Source organism: Bacillus sp. DTU_2020_1000418_1_SI_GHA_SEK_038 (genome assembly GCF_032341175.1).
GTDB lineage: Bacteria > Bacillota > Bacilli > Bacillales > Cytobacillaceae > Cytobacillus.
Genome location: NZ_CP135435.1, coordinates 1,773,432 through 1,794,393, shown reverse-complemented (window position 1 = coordinate 1,794,393; position 20,962 = coordinate 1,773,432). Strand labels below are relative to the sequence as shown.

At 37.7% G+C, this 20,962-nt stretch carries 18 protein-coding genes; 1 reads left to right on the top strand and 17 read right to left on the bottom strand.

Annotated features, from left to right (window positions below; all coding sequences use genetic code 11):
* Positions 1 to 18: 18 nt before the first annotated feature.
* On the bottom strand, positions 19 to 963 hold the full coding sequence (gene spoIIGA, locus RRV45_RS08925) for a sigma-E processing peptidase SpoIIGA (RefSeq protein ID WP_315668464.1): 945 nt from the start codon (positions 961 to 963) through the stop codon (positions 19 to 21).
* A 267-nt stretch (positions 964 to 1,230) separates the two neighbouring features.
* Between spoIIGA and hmpA the strand changes: the two genes are divergently transcribed.
* On the top strand, positions 1,231 to 2,460 hold the full coding sequence (gene hmpA, locus RRV45_RS08920) for an NO-inducible flavohemoprotein (protein WP_315668463.1): 1,230 nt from the start codon (positions 1,231 to 1,233) through the stop codon (positions 2,458 to 2,460).
* Positions 2,461 to 2,855: 395 nt separating this feature from the next.
* On the opposite strand, the gene ftsZ is transcribed toward hmpA, so the two are convergent.
* From ftsZ to ftsL, 16 genes are all read right to left on the bottom strand, one after another.
* The gene (gene ftsZ / locus RRV45_RS08915; protein WP_315668462.1) at positions 2,856 to 3,992 is read right to left on the bottom strand and encodes a cell division protein FtsZ; all 1,137 of its coding nucleotides are present in this window, start codon (positions 3,990 to 3,992) and stop codon (positions 2,856 to 2,858) included.
* Between the two features lie 49 nt (positions 3,993 to 4,041).
* Positions 4,042 to 5,340, bottom strand: coding sequence for a cell division protein FtsA (ftsA, locus tag RRV45_RS08910; protein WP_315668461.1), 1,299 nt, complete (start codon positions 5,338 to 5,340; stop codon positions 4,042 to 4,044).
* A 102-nt stretch (positions 5,341 to 5,442) separates the two neighbouring features.
* Complete coding sequence (locus RRV45_RS08905; protein ID WP_315668460.1) at positions 5,443 to 5,805, bottom strand: small basic family protein; 363 nt, start codon at positions 5,803 to 5,805, stop codon at positions 5,443 to 5,445.
* Position 5,806: 1 nt separating this feature from the next.
* Positions 5,807 to 6,541, bottom strand: coding sequence for a DUF881 domain-containing protein (locus tag RRV45_RS08900; RefSeq protein ID WP_315668459.1), 735 nt, complete (start codon positions 6,539 to 6,541; stop codon positions 5,807 to 5,809).
* 75 nt (positions 6,542 to 6,616) lie between these two features.
* Positions 6,617 to 7,348 carry a DUF881 domain-containing protein gene (locus tag RRV45_RS08895; RefSeq protein WP_315668458.1) on the bottom strand — a complete coding sequence of 244 codons (732 nt, stop codon included), beginning with the start codon at positions 7,346 to 7,348 and terminating at the stop codon, positions 6,617 to 6,619.
* Entirely contained in the window at positions 7,296 to 8,087 is a 792-nt protein-coding gene (locus RRV45_RS08890; RefSeq protein WP_315668457.1) for a cell division protein FtsQ/DivIB, read from the bottom strand. The genes RRV45_RS08895 and RRV45_RS08890 overlap by 53 nt, the downstream gene beginning before the upstream one ends.
* Before the next feature lie 215 nt (positions 8,088 to 8,302).
* A complete protein-coding gene (gene murB / locus RRV45_RS08885; protein WP_315668456.1) occupies positions 8,303 to 9,211 on the bottom strand; it encodes a UDP-N-acetylmuramate dehydrogenase in 909 nt (302 codons plus the stop codon).
* Positions 9,212 to 9,290: 79 nt separating this feature from the next.
* Positions 9,291 to 10,394: an undecaprenyldiphospho-muramoylpentapeptide beta-N-acetylglucosaminyltransferase gene (gene murG / locus RRV45_RS08880; protein WP_315668455.1), complete on the bottom strand. Its 1,104-nt coding sequence runs from the start codon at positions 10,392 to 10,394 to the stop codon at positions 9,291 to 9,293.
* Between the two features lie 217 nt (positions 10,395 to 10,611).
* Positions 10,612 to 11,712 (bottom strand): stage V sporulation protein E, encoded by a 1,101-nt coding sequence (gene spoVE / locus RRV45_RS08875; RefSeq protein ID WP_315668454.1) that lies wholly within the window; start codon positions 11,710 to 11,712, stop codon positions 10,612 to 10,614.
* Between the two features lie 105 nt (positions 11,713 to 11,817).
* Positions 11,818 to 13,170, bottom strand: coding sequence for a UDP-N-acetylmuramoyl-L-alanine--D-glutamate ligase (murD, locus tag RRV45_RS08870; RefSeq protein ID WP_315668453.1), 1,353 nt, complete (start codon positions 13,168 to 13,170; stop codon positions 11,818 to 11,820).
* On the bottom strand, positions 13,171 to 14,145 hold the full coding sequence (gene mraY / locus RRV45_RS08865; RefSeq protein WP_315668452.1) for a phospho-N-acetylmuramoyl-pentapeptide-transferase: 975 nt from the start codon (positions 14,143 to 14,145) through the stop codon (positions 13,171 to 13,173).
* Entirely contained in the window at positions 14,142 to 14,603 is a 462-nt protein-coding gene (locus RRV45_RS08860) for a hypothetical protein (protein ID WP_315668451.1), read from the bottom strand. Before RRV45_RS08860 ends, mraY begins: the two co-directional genes overlap by 4 nt.
* Position 14,604: 1 nt before the next feature.
* The gene (locus tag RRV45_RS08855) at positions 14,605 to 16,065 is read right to left on the bottom strand and encodes a UDP-N-acetylmuramoyl-L-alanyl-D-glutamate--2,6-diaminopimelate ligase (protein WP_315668450.1); all 1,461 of its coding nucleotides are present in this window, start codon (positions 16,063 to 16,065) and stop codon (positions 14,605 to 14,607) included.
* A 201-nt stretch (positions 16,066 to 16,266) separates the two neighbouring features.
* Positions 16,267 to 18,186, bottom strand: a complete 1,920-nt coding sequence (locus RRV45_RS08850; RefSeq protein WP_315668449.1) for a stage V sporulation protein D — start codon at positions 18,184 to 18,186, stop codon at positions 16,267 to 16,269.
* 154 nt (positions 18,187 to 18,340) lie between these two features.
* Positions 18,341 to 20,587 carry a penicillin-binding protein gene (locus tag RRV45_RS08845; RefSeq protein WP_315668448.1) on the bottom strand — a complete coding sequence of 749 codons (2,247 nt, stop codon included), beginning with the start codon at positions 20,585 to 20,587 and terminating at the stop codon, positions 18,341 to 18,343.
* A complete protein-coding gene (gene ftsL, locus RRV45_RS08840; protein WP_315668447.1) occupies positions 20,587 to 20,952 on the bottom strand; it encodes a cell division protein FtsL in 366 nt (121 codons plus the stop codon). Before ftsL ends, RRV45_RS08845 begins: the two co-directional genes overlap by 1 nt.
* Positions 20,953 to 20,962 lie beyond the last annotated feature (10 nt).

Sequence of the window (20,962 nt, the reverse complement as noted above, 5' to 3'; positions counted from 1 at the left end):
CTGAATAGAAATGTGTTACTATGCATGCTTAGCATATCCCTCTGTAGTAACCTTTTTTGTAGTGGTTAGCATCTTAGGATGGACAATGCATTGAAATGCATCATCTGCAGATAGCTGCTGCATTGAAAATGATACCAAGCCTTTTTCAACCTTTATTAAATCATTTTCTTTTTCTAAAACTATATAGTCAGGCTTAATCGCAATAATTAGCTGGTGTTCTTGTCCAACTACTTTGTAAGGAACAATTCTCATTCTATACTCCCAATCAGGAGAGACCATTTCATCACCGAGAATGATACTTTCCGGTTTTTGGGCCATTTTTACAATATCGTTTGGAAAATCCTCAATCCGATTTTTTAATGAAATAAACATGACGGGCGTTTTTGTAATTGGATCATAAAGCTGATTCCCACTATCGATAAGACCTATGAACCTGAATAATTCTCCATTTATTGAAACAATGACTTTAATCAAACTATCGTATTGGATTTTTGTCATCTCAATTCGATCCATATTACGCTTAGAAAAATGCCAGGCTAATGGAAACCCAATTAATACAAATACCCAGCTGATTGGATCCCCAAACCCTTTTACACTTGCAACCATTACAGAGGAAGAAAGCTTAAAATCAAATTGAATAAAATAATGTACCCCAATCAGTGTTCCGCCAATTAAAAAGGTTGTTAAATAAAATGTCATCAGTCCGTTAATAAAGTAGCGAAATCTTTTAAAGCCAAAAACCGTTAAAACCATGAAAATAGAGAATAACAATTTAGCAAAGGGATGTGATGAGAACGTACTCAATGGAGTAAGGGATAACAATATGATGGCAGACCCTATTAATCCCCCTGTAAAAAGCCTCCAAAACTTTATATCTCTTTTTAAGATGACAGCAGTTAAGTACAGCAGCAGGCTATCAAATAAAAAATTTAATGCCCAAATAATATCTAAATAAACCTCCAATCTTCTTCCTCCTTACAGATTGGTAGGAACAAAAATATGACGCCTATTAATCTTTTAAAAAAAGTATAACGTACCCTATAAGAGAAAGTGTGTCACTTTCTGTAATCAAAACGATAGAAATTTCCACTTTTCTTTTCGGATTTTGTCAATATTTAGCTTTTCACAGATTATTCACTTTTGGCTTAAAAAAGTGTGATTCAAATCACACTTCCGGATTTTTTATTTCACTATAATTACGTTGAAAATAGAGTAAAGGGGATTTTCAGCATGTTAGATCAAAAAACAATTGACATTATTAAAAGTACAGTTCCAGTTCTCGAACAGCATGGAGAAGAAATTACAAAAAAATTCTATGAATTAATGTTTGGTAATCACCCAGAATTACTAAACATCTTTAATCACGCAAATCAAAAACAAGGCAGACAGCAAAAAGCGCTTGCAAATACTGTATATGCCGCCGCGAAATATATTGATCAACTGGAAGTGATTGTACCGGCTGTAGTACAAATAGCGCATAAGCATAGATCTTTAGGTATATTGCCTGAGCATTATCCAATAGTAGGAAAGCACTTGCTATTAGCTATAAAAGCAGTATTAGGAGAGGCTGCAACTGATGAGATTATTGGTGCTTGGGAAAAGGCCTATGGCGTTATTGCCGATGCATTTATTAATGTAGAAAAGGATATGTATGAAAAAGCGGGCAATCAGCAAGGGGGCTGGGAGTATTTCAGAGACTTTAAAATTGAAAGAATCGTAAAGGAAAGTGAAGTTATTACCTCTTTTTACTTTACACCAGTCGATGGGGAGCCTATCGCAGAGTTTATTCCGGGACAATACATTAGTATTAAATTAACGAATATTCCTAATGAACAATACACACATATTCGTCAATATAGTTTATCTCAATCAAAAGATAAAACATTTTATCGCATTTCTGTAAAGAGAGAGGATTCAATTGGTAATAAACCAGCTGGCATCGTTTCTACATACTTGCATAACAATGCGAAAGTTGGCGATATAATCGAAATTAGTGCACCTGCTGGTGATTTTGTATTAGAAGAACAATCTAATCGGCCAACCGTTCTACTTAGCGGTGGGGTAGGCATTACACCGATGCTTTGCATGCTCCATGAACTAGCTGATAAAAACCAAGAAACTACCTTTATCCATGCAGCAATTAACGGGAACGTCCATGCATTTGTAAATGAAGTTAAGCAAATAACTGAGAAGAATGAATTAGTAAAAAGCTATTACTGCTATGAAAAACCAACTGCTCTTGATAAAGAAAATGGTATCTATAGTAAAGAAGGCTATATTACCTCTGATTGGTTAAATAAAGTGATCACAAACAAAGATGCTACAGTCTATATGTGCGGTCCGATTGGCTTTATGCAAGTTTTGTATGAAGCATTGATGGAAGCTGGCATCAAAAAGGAAAATATTCGCTATGAATTCTTCGGACCGGCCATGGAATTAAAAGAGGCACAAACTGTATAACTAGAAAAGCGCAAGCGCCTTCAGAACAATCAAAGGACAATTGTTCCTGCGATGTTTATTCACAGAAGCTTTCCTTTGTGCTCACCCCCGACAAGCACAAGACGAGCCTCTCGGAAAGGTGAGCTCTACCTTTCAGGATTGACTTGTGACCTCGAGGTCGCCAAAAACGCGACGTCCTGTCGCATTGTCGACACTCGTTCGTCCTGTACTTCGGGGGTAGGCGCTCCTCCTAAAAGCTAACGCTTTTACTCGTGCGATGATTACGCTGCCGAACCGTTCCTTGTGGAGCTAGACAATTCTCAAACTCGAGAAAAGTTATTACTCTCTTATCTTAAAAACAAAAAAAGGCATGATTCCCTACAATAGAGGTCATGCCTTTTTTCATTGCTATACTATTATCTTCTACGATTTCTATTTCTTAAAAATGTAGGGATGTCTAATGCTTCATCGGTTTGTTGAGTATAGTTATTTCTAACTGGTTCATGAGAAACTTCTTCTCTTTTTTGCTCACGTTTTATTGGATTTATTGCAGGTTTTGGTTGTCCAAAAGTTGGCCTTGATGGTTTTGGCTGAGCAATTTCTTCATTGAAGCCAGTAGCAATAACAGTAACGACAATCTCATCATTTAGGTTTTCATTGATAACCGATCCAAAAATCATGTTAACATCCTGGTCAGATGCAGTTGCAACAATATCCGCTGCCTCTTGTACCTCATAAAGGCTTAAATTTGTTCCACCAGTAATGTTCATAAGTACACCCTGAGCACCATCAATGGATGTTTCTAGTAATGGTGAGGAAATGGCTTTCTTCGCAGCTTCCGCAGCACGGTTCTCCCCAGCAGCAACGCCAATTCCCATTAATGCTGAACCTTTGCTGGACATAATTGTTTTAACATCCGCAAAATCCAGATTAATTAGTCCTGGAACAGCGATTAAGTCAGAGATACCTTGTACACCCTGTCTAAGCACATTATCTGCCTCACGGAAAGCCTCAAGCATCGGCGTACTTTTATCTACAATTTCTAATAAACGATCATTAGGAATCACGATTAATGTGTCAACAGCTTCTTTCATAGAAGCAATACCGCCTGCAGCTTGTGTAGAACGTTTTCGTCCTTCAAAGGTAAACGGACGCGTAACGACTCCTACCGTTAATGCACCAAGATCTCTGGCAATTTGAGCAATTACAGGTGCAGCACCCGTTCCTGTACCACCACCCATACCGGCAGTTACAAACACCATATCCGCTCCTCTAAGAGCTTCCTCAATCTGCTCTTTACTCTCTTCAGCAGCTTTCTTTCCGACCTCAGGGTTTGCACCTGCACCAAGTCCACGGGTAAGCTTACCGCCAATTTGCATTTTCACTTCTGCCTTAGATAAATTAAGTGCCTGGGCATCTGTGTTAACTGCAATAAATTCTACACCTTGCACACCATGTTCAATCATACGGTTAACCGCGTTGTTACCACCGCCGCCAACGCCGATGACTTTTATCGTTGCCAATGAATCTAAATTAGTATCAAATTCCAACATGACAAATCCTCCTAAATCGTCGATATCCCAGTGAACACCTTTTCAAAAGCTATTCAAAAAAGTATCCGAGGAACTTCTTCACTCTTGATGTTATTTTTTCTTCCGGTTGCTTTTCCGGCTTTTTTGGTTGCGGTTGTTTTTGAACACGCTTTTCTTTTAATTCCTGAGTATGAACGGGGGCCCCTGCCCCAGCTCCCATAGACATTTTTCTGCCTTGAATTTTCGCATTTTTATATGCAAATTTAATTAAGCCAACAGCAGTAGTAAATTGCGGTTCCCTAACACCAATATAATCTGGGATGGCAATTCGAACCCGATTTTGAAAAATGACTTGTGCTAATTCAAGAATACCTTGTGTATTTGCAACTCCTCCTGTTAGCACAAAGCCTCCTGGGAGATCTTGAGAGCCTAGTCTTCTCACTTCATTTTGGATCAGTTCAAAGATTTCTTCCATTCGGGCTTCAATGATATCCGAAATTTCCAACTGATTAAATTGCTGGTGCTGATCACTTCCAATTATCGGTACACTGAAAACCTCTTCCTCTGAAGCATGGTCATAAAAAGCATACCCATGCTTGATTTTTATCTTTTCAGCATCCTCTGTTGATGTGCGGAGACCGATTGATAAATCCTTTGTTATATGGTCTCCCCCAACTGGAAGAACACTTGTAGCTTTTAAATTTCCCTGTTCAAATATAGCTATTGTTGTTGAACCGCCGCCAATATCAACTAGGGCCACACCGAGATTCTTCTCATCCTTCGACAATGCGTAAGCACCAGCTGCCAAAGGCTGAAGCGTAATATCAAGTATTTCAAGGCCTGCACGTTCAACACAACGTAATGAATTATGTAAAATGGTCTTGGATCCAGTTATAATGGTGCCTTCCATTTCCAGGCGTACACCTATCATTCCTCGCGGATCACTAATTTCATCTAATCCATCAACAATGAATTGTTTCGGAATGACGTCAATAATATCTCTTTCCGGCGGAATTGAAACCACTTGAGCTGCATCGATGACTCTAGCTACATCTTCATCTGTAATCTCTCTGTTTTCACTTGAAACAGCAACTACACCATGACAAGGCTGGAGCATAACATGGTTGCCCGTGATGCCAACTATTACACTTGTAATTTCCATTCCTATCATTCTTTCAGCCTGTTCAATTGCCTTCCTAATTGAATGAACCGTTTCATCTATATCAACAATGGCACCCTTTCTTAGACCTTCAGATTGCACACTGCCGACACCAATTATATTTAAAGAGTCATTGACCATTTCTCCTATGATAACTTTTACGCTGGATGTACCGATGTCAAGACTTACATATATTTCATTGTTGTTCATTCTATGGCACCTCCTTTTGCTCTTCCCGCTTTTTTCTAATTTAATTTATTAAATGTTATTATTAAATAATTCGTCAAAACTAGCAATTTCCCTTTATAAAAATTAATTTTTTTCAGTTTTTTCACGGTTTGCGGACCATTTTGTCAATAATATTCTTCTAATCACGGCAATATTTTGGAATAACCTGACTCCAAATGCAAATACTGCTGCTAAATATAAGTCTACACCAAGATGGACACCTAGAAAAGCCAAACTTGCAGCAAGAAGAATATTAAAAAAGAAACCAGAAACAAAAACCTTTTCATCGTAAATATTCTGCAGCTGAGCTCGAATTCCTCCGAATAACGTATCTAAAGCTGCAAGCACAGCAATAGATAAGTAATTTGAGTACTCCTCTGGAATTTTCACTTCAGTAAATAAACCTAGAATTACACCTATTATTAATCCTAATAAAGGAAGCCACATATCATGAATTGCCTCCTTTGTCTGTGTTAACTGGTTCCATGCCTCTTATCCTTATTGTATTTTCATACGCGGGTATTGTAATGATTCCTTCCGGCTTTTGAACTTTCACTCTTAAATTATCAATAAAGAACTCATCTGCGGACTTTGATACTTGCATCCTTTTAAATAGTTTGTCTGCGGATTTTGCGTCTTCAGCTATTACCTTGATCTCGATTGGCAATCGATTTAGGGAGTGTCCATCAACTTTTGTTTCTCCGTTTATATCTCTAATTACCGTTGTATTAATAAGGCGCTGACCATCTATTGAAATATGCAAGGCATTGTACATATTTAATTCATTAACAAGTCTTTTTAATAAATCTGGGGAAACAGTTGTTACAGGCGTACCAATTAAAAGTTCTTCATATACAGGCTCAATATTTAAAATTATTCCATTTCCTTGGACATTAGTTAACCCTGCTTCTTCTTTTAATTCACTGAGAGTTTCCCTAAGAATTTGTTCTTTGCTTTGCTTTAGTTCAGTTTCGTACTTCGCAATCTTTTCTTCATTTGATCGTACTTCACGAATGAGTTTGATCTGGAGTTCATTTTCCTTCATGACATCTTCCCTAAGCTGCCAAGTATCACGAGTATCACGCACAACAGGCTCTTTAACCGTTCGAAATTGAATAGCTACCATAAATCCAATGACAATAGTAATAAGTGTGAAATTTATATTTTTTTTGAATTTGTCCACGTTTTTTACCACCTAACTTTCCAGCCTAATTTAAAAATGTGGACGATTTTTGTGACTATAATACATAGTACTAATTTAGCTCCCTAACAAAGGCTCCAGCGTAATCTCGGCTTTTTTTTCTAGAGTAAATAGAATATTATCGTTGACTAATGAATCCTTTACTCCACCTGTTAAATTCAGAGCTGAGGCCAAAACATCCCCATCTCCAATAGCTGAAATGACGAAGGGAGCAGGATGCTGGTAGCCATCAACTTCAATAACCGGCCCATTACAGAGAATATATGAATTATGTGATAGCCTTTGTCCATTTATCGCAATAGCAGAAGCACCAGAAATATATAATTCATTTATCACCTTAAACACATGGTGTTCATGAACAATATAATTATTAACATTCACTTCTTCAGGATTATAATCCCCATCTGCCAGCGTTACTTCAACACCTTGCCCTTTCACTTTAACCTTACCTAAATACATTCTATACTTTTCAGCATCTTCAGCGAGGTTGAAGTAAACTTGTGCTTCTTGTGACATCTCCTTCTCGATTTCACGCACTCTTTCTTGCTTATCGTTTAATTCTTTTTGTAATGAACGATTTTTTTCCTCTAATTGAACTAATTGATTGCGTAATTCTAAATCTCTTTCCCACTGTTTCCCTGTTATCGCTGTGTTGTCAAATTCGCTTTTAGTTTGATGATATGAAAAAGCAATGATATAACCTAAAACAAGAAAAACAAGAGAAAAAATGACATGATTACCTGTCACTTTCAGTTTTTTCTTCAACCTGTTCAGCTCCCTCTTGTTCATAAGCTTTGAAATAAGAGCCGACTTCCAAATCAATAACGCCTTTAATATGTGGGTCCAATTGGCTAATAATTGAAGGGTAATGTGACATTTTCTCTGAGAAGCTTTTGACTGTCGCACTTACTTCAAATCCATCATTCATATAAAGAGTCAAATGATAGGAATCTGTTTTCTTTGGGGTATGGTGAATTTCAGAAATAGAATTTAAAACCACCTCAGGGAGCACTTCAAGCTCATTGATCATTCCATTAAGTTCATTTCCTTCTGAAAAGCCAATGAGTAAAGGCGCAGTTGCGGGGATTTCAGCGGTTTTACTCTTTTTAAGAACTTTCCCATTTTCAAGAACCGGCAAATAGCTTTTTTCTTTCATTAAATAAGCGATGCGCTTATATTCATTAATTGTAATGTTAACTGTATTAGGCAAATTTATCTTAATCTTAGCGGATTTTACCTCTGGAAGCTCTTCTAGTTTTCTCTCGATAGCACTCTCTTCCACCTTCCAAATATTAACTTTTTCAGATAGACCAGAAAGAGAAATTAATTCTTCATTGCTGTAGGTAGAACTGCCTTTAACTTCAATTTTATTTATATGGCTTAATGGAGATTGGAAATAAATGATAAAAGAAATAAGCGTGAAGAATAATAGCAGCAAAAAAATTAATCTTCTATTTGCTTTTTTCCGCCTTTGTTGTTTTAGCTTCGGAATTCGGTCCTCAAGAGAAACAACCTTCCCTTTTTCCACATCATTCACCTCGGTTAACACACATAATCTATCCAATAATCCTATATAAATCATAATCTATAAAGGAAGGCTTGTCCTTTCAAATTAACTTTTCTTGGAAGTAAATTTATAAATGAGAAAACAAACGGCATGTAGACATGCCGTCATTTATACTGACCTTAGTCCTAGAGTATAATTATACCATAATAAGCAGCCCAAGTAAGGATTATTTCCCGTTACTTTCGACCGATTATTTCCACTTCGGTTTCTATTTTTATTGTGTACTTTTCATGAATTTTTTCTTTTATGTGCTGGATTAATGCCAGTACATCAGCGGCTTTTGCGTTTCCTGTATTGACAATGAAATTCCCATGCATATCGGACACTTTCGCTCCTCCGATAGAATACCCTTTTAATCCCGCATCTTCGATCAGCTTACCCGCATAATTGGGCAGGGGATTTCTAAATATACTGCCTGCACAAGGATAATTCCAAGGCTGTGTTTCTTTCCGGTAATCCTTATTTCTTTGCATTTCTTCAAAAATTTTGTTTTTATCCCCAGGCTGCAATTGAAAGACGGCTTCAATAACTATACCTGGGCGCTTTTTCTGTAAAACGGATGTTCTATAGGAAAATTCCATCTCCTCATTGGAAAGCCATTCAACTTTCCCATCTTCAAAAAGAATGTGGGCTTTTGTTAATATCTTTGAAATATCAGAACCATGTGCCCCTGCATTCATATAAACAGCCCCACCGACTGAACCAGGAATACCACTGGCAAATTCAAGACCGGATAGGCCCTTTCTGCTTATTTGTGTGGAAAGACTTACGATCGAATATCCACCGCCAACCGTTAGCTCCGATTCATTAATCTCCATATGTGACAGTCCTGATCCAAGCTTAATAACTGCTCCTTCTATCCCTAAATCAGATATTAGCAAGTTAGATCCTCTTCCAATTGCCGTCCATTTAACATTATATTTGTGAAGGATCTCAACAGTTTTTATTATATTTTCGACAGATGAGGGCTCAATAAACAAATCGGCTGGTCCGCCTATTTTCATAGTTGTATGATTAGCTAAAGGTTCTTGTTCTTTAATTTTTCCAATGTTAAATTCATTTAGCAAATCAATTATTTCGTTCATATTTACCTCCCTTTCTATTTTTTATTTCAATTGTAATTTTTATTTATAGATATCATTTTATGCAGTTATTTCTTTTAGGCTACTTCCTACTCTTTTCAACAAGTTCTTCCATTAATCTATAAAGTCTTTGAGCTGCATCAGGTATCCCTAACTTCTTTGCGGCTTTTTTCATTTCTTTTAGCTTTACTTCATCCATCAAGATCTGGTCCATTAACTCTACAAGTTTTTTTCCGGTTAAATCCTTTTCGAGCAGCAATTCTGCTGCTTCATGATCACTCAATGATCTCGCATTCTTCTCTTGATGGTTATTTGTAACATAAGGACTTGGTATAAGTATGCTTGGAATTCCAAGTGAGGTTAACTCAGCGAGCGTTGTTGCTCCTGCCCTAGCAATAGATAAATCTGTTCCTGCAAGTACCTCTGGCATATTATGTATAAAGGGTTTAATGATTACATTTTCAGGATTTCCGATTAGTTCAACCTCTTTTTGGACTTCTTCAAAATGAACATCACCAGTCACGTACAATATTTGATATGGCTTTTCACCAAGTTGGGCTAATGATTTTAGGACTGCTTCATTAATAGGCTTCGCGCCCCTGCTCCCGCCAACGATTAATACGACTGGCAGATTTATTTTTAAACCAGCGGATAGACGCCCTTTCATTCCATCTTTCCCCAAAACCTCTGAAGCTCGCGGATTTCCAGTTAGCACGACTTTTTCTTTCGGAAAAAACTTAATAGCTTCTTCAAAGCAAACCGCAATTTTATCAACATATTTGCTCAGAAATTTATTTGTTAAACCTGGTACACTATTCTGCTCATGAATGATGGTTGGGATTCCTAGCTTTGATGCTGCATATACAACTGGTCCACATACATATCCTCCTGTACCTATCACAACATCTGCATTAAATTCTTTGAGCATTTTTTTACTATCCTTAACACCCTTTAAAAAACGGAATATAGTTTTTACATTTTCTAATGAAAGCTTTCTTTTAAATCCAGTAATATGTATTGATTTAAAGGGAATATTTTCTCTTGGGACAAGTTTGCTTTCCAAACCGCTTTCTGTTCCAATATATAAAAACTCTGCGTCCTTAATATCCTTTTGTATTTCTCTTATGAGGGCGAGTGCTGGATAAATATGTCCTCCAGTTCCGCCTCCGCTTATTGCTATTCTCATGTTCTCACCTCAAAGCAGAGTATATTGATTTATTTTCATAGTCATGCTAACACACTTTACCCTATTCTACTATATAAAAACAAATGATTAGAATGGGATAACATAATGACATGTAAATGTAATAAATTTCAGTTGTTTTTAGTCAATTTCATCATAATGTAATCTATCTATAAGTTTAGATAAAACAAAAAGAAACCCTGTAACCAGGGTCAAAAAATTAATATCTTGAATATCTGCTAATGTTTAATAGAACACCTACTGCTAAAAGCATAAGTGTTAATGATGATCCCCCATAGCTTAGGAATGGAAGGGTAATTCCGGTAACAGGCATGAGTCCAATGACAACCCCGATATTAATCATGACCTGGATCGCAATCATCGCAATGATACCAACCGCTAGGAAACTGCCGAATAGGTCAGGAGCTCCAAGGGCAATTCTAATTCCTCTCCATAATAGTAAGGCAAATAATAAAATAACAAACGATCCCCCAATAAACCCAAGCTCTTCTGAAAGAATGGCAAATATGAAGTCCGTTTGCGGTTCTGGCAAATAAAAGAACTTTTGGCGGCTCTGTCCCAGTCCTAAACCAAATAACCCGCCTGGTCCGATTGCATATAAGGATTGTATAATCTGAAATCCACTTCCTAATGGGTCTTCCCACGGATCTAGAAAGGAGGTTATTCGTTTGATCCGATAAGGAGCAGATAAGATTAAAGCAACAAAGCCCCCAAGCCCCAATAGGCCAAGTCCGACAAAGTGGCTAATTCTCCCGCCTGCAATGAAAATCATTACAATACAAGTACCAACCATGACTGTTCCTGTTCCCAAATCCGGCTGCAGCATGATTAATCCAAAAGCCAAAAACACAATCCCTAATGATGGAATTAAACCTTTTGTAAAGGACGTTATAAGTTTTTGGTTTTCAGATAAATATTTTGCAAGAAAGGCAATCATCGCAAGCTTCATAAATTCCGATGGCTGAATCGAAAAAGCACCGACCCCTATCCAGCTTCTTGAACCATTCCTTACATTTCCAATACCTGGTATTAGGACTAGGATTAATAGGACAAAACAAATAATGACTATAACCTTTGCCCAAGTTCTCCACGTCCAATAATCAACATTCATGATAAAAAACATAGCGACTATCCCTACCGCAGCAAACAGCATCTGTCTCTTTGCAAAGAAAAAAGAATCATCGAATTTATACTCTGCCCAAATAGCGCTAGCACTATATACCATCGTTAACCCCACTGCAAGTAATGTTAATGTCACGATGATTAAAATCAAATCGGGAGTCGTTCTTTTTGTTGGCAACACAAAACACCTCGAATGCTAGTTTTAGGGCCGTGTAAAAAACGAAGAAAATATTGCGAAAGATGACTCCCTATGCTGATTTTTCCCTTATTCGCGTACAAGCCCTCACTTAAGCATATGCACAGCTTGTATAAAAATGTCTCCCCTTACCTCAAAAGTTTTATATTGATCCCAGCTCGCACAAGCTGGAGATAACAATATCACATCACCCTTTTCGGATAACTGATAGGCTACAGGAACGGCTTTTTCCACATTATCGACATGCATTATGGTTTTTATTCCCGCTTGAACTGCAGCACTTTTGATTCTCGGGGCAGTTTGACCAAAGGTTACTACTGCCTTTACGTTTTTAAAGTAAGGAATAAGTTCATCAAATTCATTCCCGCGGTCCAAACCGCCCGCCAGAAGAATAATAGGGTCATGAAAAGCGGAAATAGCATTTTGAGTTGCTAATATATTCGTTGCCTTTGAATCGTTATAAAACTTTCTCCCTTCATGTTCCATAACAAACTGCAAGCGATGCTTGACACCTTTAAACGTATGAAGAACTTTGAAAATTGCCTCGTTATTAACAGATGAAAGCTTTGCTGCGGCAATAGCCGAAAGAATATTTTCTAAATTATGAGCTCCCGGTAAGGCAATATCTTTAGTCGCGATAACTCTTTCATCATTAAAGTAAATCCAGCCGTTTTCAAGATAAACACCGGAATCCAATCTATTCTTAACTGAAAACGGAATGATTGTAGCATTTGACTGTGCAGCAATTTCCAACACATCATCCTGCTCTGCATTTACGATAAAAAAATCATCATTTGTTTGATTACTAGTAATATTTGCTTTCGCATGAACATACTCTTTTCTTGTTCCATGATAATCAAGATGTGCATCATAAAGGTTTGTTAAAATAGCAATTTTCGGTTTAAATTCATTTATTCCCATTAGCTGAAAAGAGGATAATTCTATAACAATCGTATTTTCCCTAGTAGCCCCCTGTGCTACCTCGGAGGCTACTGTTCCAATATTACCCGCAATTAAAGGGTGCTTCCCCCCCTCTTTCAGCATTTCATAAATAAGTGTAGTTGTCGTAGTTTTTCCATTTGTCCCTGTAATGCCTATTAGTGGAGCTTCAGATATATGATAGGCAAGCTCAACCTCTGTAATAATAGGTATCCGCTTTTCAATTGCACCTACAATCATTGGATTATGATAAGGAATCCCCGGGTTTTTAACAATTAGCTCAAACCCTTCTTCAAGGAGTCCTAAAGGGTGCTCTCCGCATATTACCGTAATTCCTTCTTCCAGCAAACTTTGCGCCTCCATATTTTCGGAAAGTGGTTTGTAATCATTTACGGTTACAAAAGCACCGAGTTTATGTAAAAGAGAAGCAGCGGCAACCCCACTTTTTGCTAATCCTAATACTAATATTTTTTTATGACGATAGTGATTGATCGGTTTCAATTACATCCACACCTCGATATAGATTCCAAGAATTGCACAAAGAAGGCCTACAGCCCAAAAGGTCACCACAACTCTCCACTCTGACCATCCAACAAGCTCATAGTGGTGATGTAATGGACTCATCTTAAAGATCCTTTTGCCTGTTGTTTTAAATGAAATCACCTGTAAAATAACAGATAAAGTTTCGATAACAAAAACGCCGCCAATAATTAGCAAGATGATTTCAAGCTTAATTAATATAGCAATTGTTGCAATAGCTCCACCTAGTGCAAGAGAGCCGGTATCCCCCATAAATACTTTAGCAGGATGAGCATTGAAAACAAGAAAGCCTAGCACAGCACCCGCTACTGCCACAGAAAAGATGGCAATTTCAAATTGTGATAAACTCCAAGCTAAAACGGCAAACGCTCCAAAGGCGATTGCAGCCGTTCCAGATAAAAGCCCATCCAAACCATCTGTAAGATTAACAGCATTAGAAAAGCCTACTAGCCAAAATATGATAAAAAGAACATACATCCATCCTAAATCATAAGAAAGATTCGTTAATGGTATATGAATGACAGTTGAAAAATCGTTTTGCTGAAAAATAAAATAAAAAATTATTGAAATGATAATCTGCCCCAATAACTTCTGTATTGAGGTCAAACCAAGATTCCTCTTCAAAGCGACTTTAATAAAGTCATCAAGGAAGCCTAAGAGCCCAAACCCGAGCGTAACTAATAAAAGCAAGTATGTTTTTACGGTTGGCTCTGAAAACTTTCCTGTCATCACAAATGTTGTAATGGCAATGGAGAGAAGGATCATAATACCGCCCATCGTTGGTGTCCCGGTTTTCTTTAAATGCGATTTAGGACCTTCCTCTCTAATGCTTTGCCCAAATTTCAATCTTCTCAAGAAGGGAATAAAAATGGGAGATAGCAGGACTGTTATTAAGAAACTCATAATTATTGTGAAAAAAATAACTTTCTCCATCATTTTGCTCCCTCCCTTCCATCCTGGAGCCTATTGCTAATGTCCTTAATTTTTTCTGCCATCACAGCAATATCATATGTTGATTTGTTTTCTTTAAGAAGTATTTCATCTGAAAAGAGGAAATTAGTCACTTTAATTTCTGCTTCTTGTTGTTGGTTTAATTTTTCTAAGTATAGTTCCATCATGTCCTTTAAGCCTTTCAATAAGTCATTAGTAAAAAAAACTGGAAAATGATTAGGTGTATATCGAGGGATCTCCTTCTCTTCATTCCACAGGGCAGCAACTGCACCATTTTCAATGGCTTTCTTCAACTCCCCTGTATTCTCATCAAGAGGGATGAACATTCCTCTGAATTGGGGCACATCTGAAATTGTCGCGACCGTATGAAAAAAAAGCTTATGATCCTGTATTCCTTTCACTTTCGGAAACAGTTTCGCTAAATCACCATACGCTAATAACATTTTATCGCTCCTCTATTGCCTCTTTTGCAACTAACCGGTCGTCAAAATCAAAAACTTGATTTCCGATCAACTGATAGGTTTCATGTCCTTTTCCAGCTATTAAAATGACATCTCCATCAACTGCCATGTTAATTGCATAGTAAATTGCTTCTTTTCGGTCAAGAATAACTTTATATTTTAGACCTTTTACCCCAGCTTCCATATCTGCCAAAATTGCAACAGGATCCTCACTGCGGGGATTATCTGAAGTGAAAATGGCGTCAGTGCCATACTGGCATGCAATTTTTGCCATTAAAGGTCTTTTCGAACGGTCCCTGTCTCCACCGCATCCAACGATGACAAAAATTCTTTTAGCTGCAATCTGCTTTACTGTTTTCAGCACATTTTCTAAGCTGTCTGGTGTATGTGCATAATCAACGATCACCGTAAATTTCTGTCCTGCATCGACAGTTTCAAAACGGCCTGATACACCCTTCAATCCCTGAATTGATTGAATAATATGTTTCATAGGAATTCCGGATGCTATACCAGCACCAATGGCTGCAAGCACATTATATACGCTGAATTTTCCAACAAGCCCCATAGATACTTGATTTTTTCCAAATGGACTATGTAATTCAAATGAGGTTCCAGAGGCTGTCATTTGGATATTTGCCGCTTGCAAATCTGCAGGCTGATCAATCCCAAATGTTATCACATGAGCTGTTGTTGCTTTTATATAATGATTTGTTACAGAATCATCGATATTTAGAACGGCGTACTTTGGAGGGTTATATCGGAACGCACTGCCTAGCTGGGCAAATAGCAGACCCTTTGCATTTCTATACTCATCCATGGTTTTATGATAATCCAAGTGATCCTGAGTTAAATTTGTGAATACTGCTAAATCAAAATCACTTCCGTGTATCCTGCCTTCATCCAATGCATGTGAAGAAACCTCCATCACTGTGGATTGTACACCGGCATCAGCCATTTGTTTGAAAATCCTTTGTAGGGTAAGGGCATCTGGAGTTGTATTTTTCACATCAGACATTTTATCCCCTATTTTTGTATACATTGTACCAATCAAACCAGTCTTTCTGCCATAATCCGATAGAACTTTTTCAATTAAATGGCTCGTTGTTGTCTTCCCATTTGTGCCAGTAATCCCAATTAAATGCAGCTTCTTACTTGGCTGTCCGAAAAAGGAGTCAGCTAATAAAGCCATTGCCCGCCTAGTATTTCGAACAACAATAACAGGCACAGAAAGGTTCATTTCTTTTTCAGAAACGATGGCAACCGCGCCATTCTTAACAGCTGAGGGAGCAAAATCATGTCCATCTACTGTAAAACCTTTAATACAAATAAACAGGCTGCCTTTTTGAACTTTACGACTGTCATTTTCTATTGAAGAGATGTCAGGATTTTCCCCGCTATATGCCAAATATGGCTGCAAATCATGCAATAGCGTATGTAACTTCATTTCGTCATCCCCTTAACTAAAAGACTTTACATACATACAATCCATGCAATATTAAGAAACAGCCAAAAATCGTAACGATTTTCATTTTACATGAAAAATTGACATTTAGCTATTCGAATTTACTAAGTCTAAAAATGGAATTAATAAAAATGCAGGCGGCGTTACATAATGGGCCGCCCGCTTTTTTAGAATTCCGGTATTTTATTCATCCTTGTCAAAATATAGTCTAATCGTGGACCCTTCTTTAAGTTTTATACCTGGTTCTGGTGTTTGCTTAACCACTTTGTCCCCTTCTCCGCTTGCATCTATTTTTAGATTAATATACAGTTCCCCTAGTTCTTTTTTCGTTATGCCTACTAAATCCGGCACCTCAATCATCGGAACATCAGGCCATGTAAGCTTTTTCTCGATTTGCTTTTCCCTCGGCTTAACTCCCATCGCACGCAGACTATCTTCCATAATATCTCCTACAATAGGGGCAGCAACAACTCCCCCGAATTGGACGGTGCCCTTCGGATTATCTACAGCAACATAGACAACTAGCTGAGGGTCATCTGCTGGAGCAAAGCCAATAAAAGAAACAATATGGTTATTTTCAAGGTATCTTCCGCCTTGGGCCTTCTGTGCTGTTCCTGTTTTTCCGCCTACTCGGTATCCGTCTATAAACGCTTTACCTCCCGTGCCTTGGGCTACAACACTTTCAAGAGCATATCTAATTTGATCTGACGTTTCTTTGGAAATAACTTCCCTTTTGGCTGTAGGAGTTTTTCTCATCACAATTTCGCCAGTTATTGGATCGATGAGTTCCTTTGCCACATATGGTGTATATAATGTCCCTCCATTTATAGCAGCAGAAAGGGCAGCGACCTGTTGGATAGGTGTGACTGAAACCCCCTGTCCAAAAGCAGTGGTTGCCTGTTCAACAGGTCCCACTTTATCAATATTAAAAAGAATTCCAGTTCCTTCACCTTGAAGATCAATTCCTGTTTTTTCACCAAATCCGAAGTCTCTTATATATTTAAATAAAGATTCTTTTCCTAGTCGATCACCCAGTTCAACAAAGCCTGGGTTACAGGAATTTTGAACGACTTCAAGGAATGACTGGCTGCCGTGTCCACCTTTTTTCCAGCAGCGTAATCTTGCACCGCCCACTTTAACGTAGCCCGGATCATGAAAATGATCTTTTTCCAGATCAACCTTCCCTTCCTCCAATGCGGCTGCAAGCGTGATGATTTTAAATGTGGATCCTGGTTCAAAAGTACTCCAAATTGGGAGATTCCGGTTATATACTTCCGGTGAGACATTCCGAAAATTAGCAGGATCAAAATTTGGCCTGCTTGACATCGCTAATATTTCTCCATTATTCGGATTCATCGCGATTGCAATAATTCCATCCGGGTTATAAGTCGCTTGTGCATTATCTAATACCCGTTCCACAATGGTCTGCACCTTAGAATCTATCGTTAGCCTTAAATCATATCCATCCACTGGGGGATCATAATCGTCAGCCATATCATTCATTCGTTCACCTTTTGCATTTGCATAAAACTTGACGGATCCTTTTTTCCCCTGTAATTCTTTATCGTAATAAAGTTCTAGTCCCATTAGCCCTTGATTATCGATACCAGCAAATCCTAATACATGTGACAAATAATTTCCAAATGGATAATGCCTCTTTGAATCCTCACCAAGGTATACTCCATCAATATTCAATGATCTTATTTCTTTTGCCTTTTCATGGGAAATTTTTCTTCCCGCAGTTAATTTTACATCCTTTGCTTTCTTAGTAATCTCTGCATAAATTTTTTCCTTTGATGCATTAAGAACAGCAGCTAGTTTTTCCGCAGCGTCATTAGGGTCTTTAATTTGCCTTGGTACCACATATATTGTAGGTGCACTTACATTTGTTGCAAGTGCAACCCCATTACGGTCAATGATTTCACCTCTTTCAGGTTCGAAGGGTATATCCCGGCTCCATAGTTCCTTTGCGCCATCTGTTAAAGAATTGCCTAAAAAGAATTGAACATATCCGAGTCGAATATCAATAATAAAAAAAATTAACAAGCCTGCGACTAGAGCTATTGTTAATCTTTTTCTCACAGTTACATTAGAAACACGCATACAAGAACGATCCTCCTTAGTTTTTGGCTCGTTTCAATATATGCTTGTACCCATTTAATTAGAATAAGAAAAAGACCAACAGAATATTGGGGTAATAATCAATAGCAAATTGATCATTACTCCAATATTCTGTTTTGGTCTCAAGTGTTACTTATTAATCTTTTACTTCAATTATTTCTTCCTCGCTATCTTCAGATGGCTCTTCTTCATCCACACTGTATTTATCGATCGGAGGTTCTAACTCTACTATTAAATATTCACCTTCATTAAATAATGCACCAGGCTTTAAATTTTGCTTCTTTACATATCCACTTCCAACAGTATTTAACTTTAAATTTCCTAACTTTGCAATCTTCATTACATCTCGCAATGACCAGCCTGTCATGTCTGGAATAGTTAAGTTCCCATCCGTTCGAATTATTACCCTTTCTTTCGAAAGCAAACTTGCTCCAGCCTCAGGCAGCTGTTTTATAATCTGATTGCCTTTTCCGATAACAATCGGTTCCATTCCTTTGCTAGTTAGTTGTTTAATAGCTTCTTCAGGTGATAAATCTGTAACATTAGGAATTAAATCAAAATTAGGTTTGGTTTGTACTGCTGGATCAATATTTAAATATTGCAGACTGCTTTTCATAACCGGATTAAATACATCCGCAACTGGAATAGCTCCGCTAGTATGAATATCAATTTCCGGCTGCTGGACTGCCACATAGACAACTAACTTTGGATCATCCTTTGGTGCCATTCCTAAAAATGAAAACACATAGTTTTGACGGCCAGTTAAATATCCGCCTTGAGGATTAGGTATTTGTGCTGTCCCTGTCTTTCCAGCTACTTCATACCCTTCAATATTGTAATAACGAAAGCCAGTGCCTTTAGGTGAAGATACAACTGTTTCTAAAATATCTCTAACTTGTTTGGCTGTATTTGCAGAAATTGGCTTTCCCGCAACTTCAGGTTCGGTTTTTTTAACAATTTTTTCATCGTCATTTGGATCGACAATTTTACTTATAATATGAGGCTTCATCATATTCCCATCATTGGCGATGGCAGTGGCCGCTTGAACCTGCTGGATAGGAGTAATAGCTGTTCCTTGCCCAAAGCCGGTTGTTATTTTTTCCAATGGCCAATTATAGACGATTTTACCACCAGTTTCTTTCGGCAATTCAATTCCTGTAGGCCGGTCAAAGCCAAAACTCGTTAAATATTTTTCGTAAGTGTCAAAGCCAAGTTTTTCTTTTACAAGTTTTGCGAAAACAACGTTGGATGAGCGTTGAACTCCTTCTAAATAGGAAATTGTTCCCCATCCACGGCCATCGTTCCAGTCTCGAACAGGTCTTGATTTATTATCTGCTGCATATTGACCTGATTTAAATGTATCATTCTGGTTGAATACTCCCTCTTCAATTGCCGCTCCAAGGGTGAAAATTTTCATCGTTGAACCAGGCTCGAATGAGTTCTCAATGATCTCATTATGCCAAGTTTCATTTATCCCTTCCTTAGTCATTGGGTGAAATGACGGCCTTTGTCCCATTGCAAGAATTTCTCCGGTTTTCGGATCTGCCACAACCGCGAAAATTTTCTTCGGTTTATATTCGTTTTCTACTTTATTTAGGGAATCCTCCAGAAAGGTTTGGATTTTCTTATCGATCGTTAAATATACATCCTGTCCATTACGTGCAGGTGTAACACGCTCCTCACTGTCGGACAATAAATATCCCCATAGATCACTTTCATATTTAACCTTGCCATTTTCCCCTGTCAAAATATCATTCAGACTTTGCTCCAAACCGAGCATTCCTACTGTTTCAGTTCTGTTATTTTCAGCTTCCTTTTTTTCTACGTACCCAACTAAATGAGACGCAAATACACCGTTAGGATAAAAACGTTTAGTATCCTTAATAAATGTAATGCCTGGAAGCTTCAATTCTTCAATTTCTCTTTTCTTTTGGTTAGTTAAATCACGTCCAGCTTTGCCAAACTCAACTTGAAAAGGCTTTTCATTTGTTTTAGGATTTACTTTAGTAAGGAGTCTATAAATGTCTGATTCATTCATTTCAATTACTTTTGCTAGTTCACTTGCTGTTTTTTCAGGATTCACAACGTGACGGGGCTTTTTTTCATTGGTTGTCATTTTCTCATCTAAAATCGCAACTAGTTTGTATGAGTTCATATCTGTTGCGAGGACCTCTCCATTCCGGTCATATATTGTGCCTCGCCTTGCTTCTATAACCCTTTCGTTTTCATATTTTTGCTGTGCCTCTGCTGCAAGAACATGTCCCCGGATTTCACCTGTTACTTGTATGGAGATAAAGCGGTAAACTAAGACAAAAAAGAGCAGACCAAATATTACAAATAATATTGCTGCTCCAAAGTTAATATTTGGCTGTTTTTTGATCATTAATCTTGCACAACCTTAACATTGTTTTCATTTAATTTTAGCCCAAGCTCCTTTGCCTTTTCCCATATCCGTTCGTATGTACTTAGTTCGCTTACCTGCATTTCGAGATCTCCATTTACCTTTTTCTGTTCCTGAATAGCTACTTTTGTATCTTGAATTTCTTTATTTATTTCGTAAATCGCCGCTTGATTTGAAACAATATTAACAGCACCAAAACAAACAATCCCTGTGAAAACTAACCCTAATAGTTTTTCTCCTGGTGAAAGCCACGGATTTCGATTTCTGATCTTTTTTGGTGCTTGTACCATTTGTTTTTGCTGTTCATACCTTTGCTCTTGTTGAAGTTTCCGTGCTAGGTTTCCCATTATACCCCTC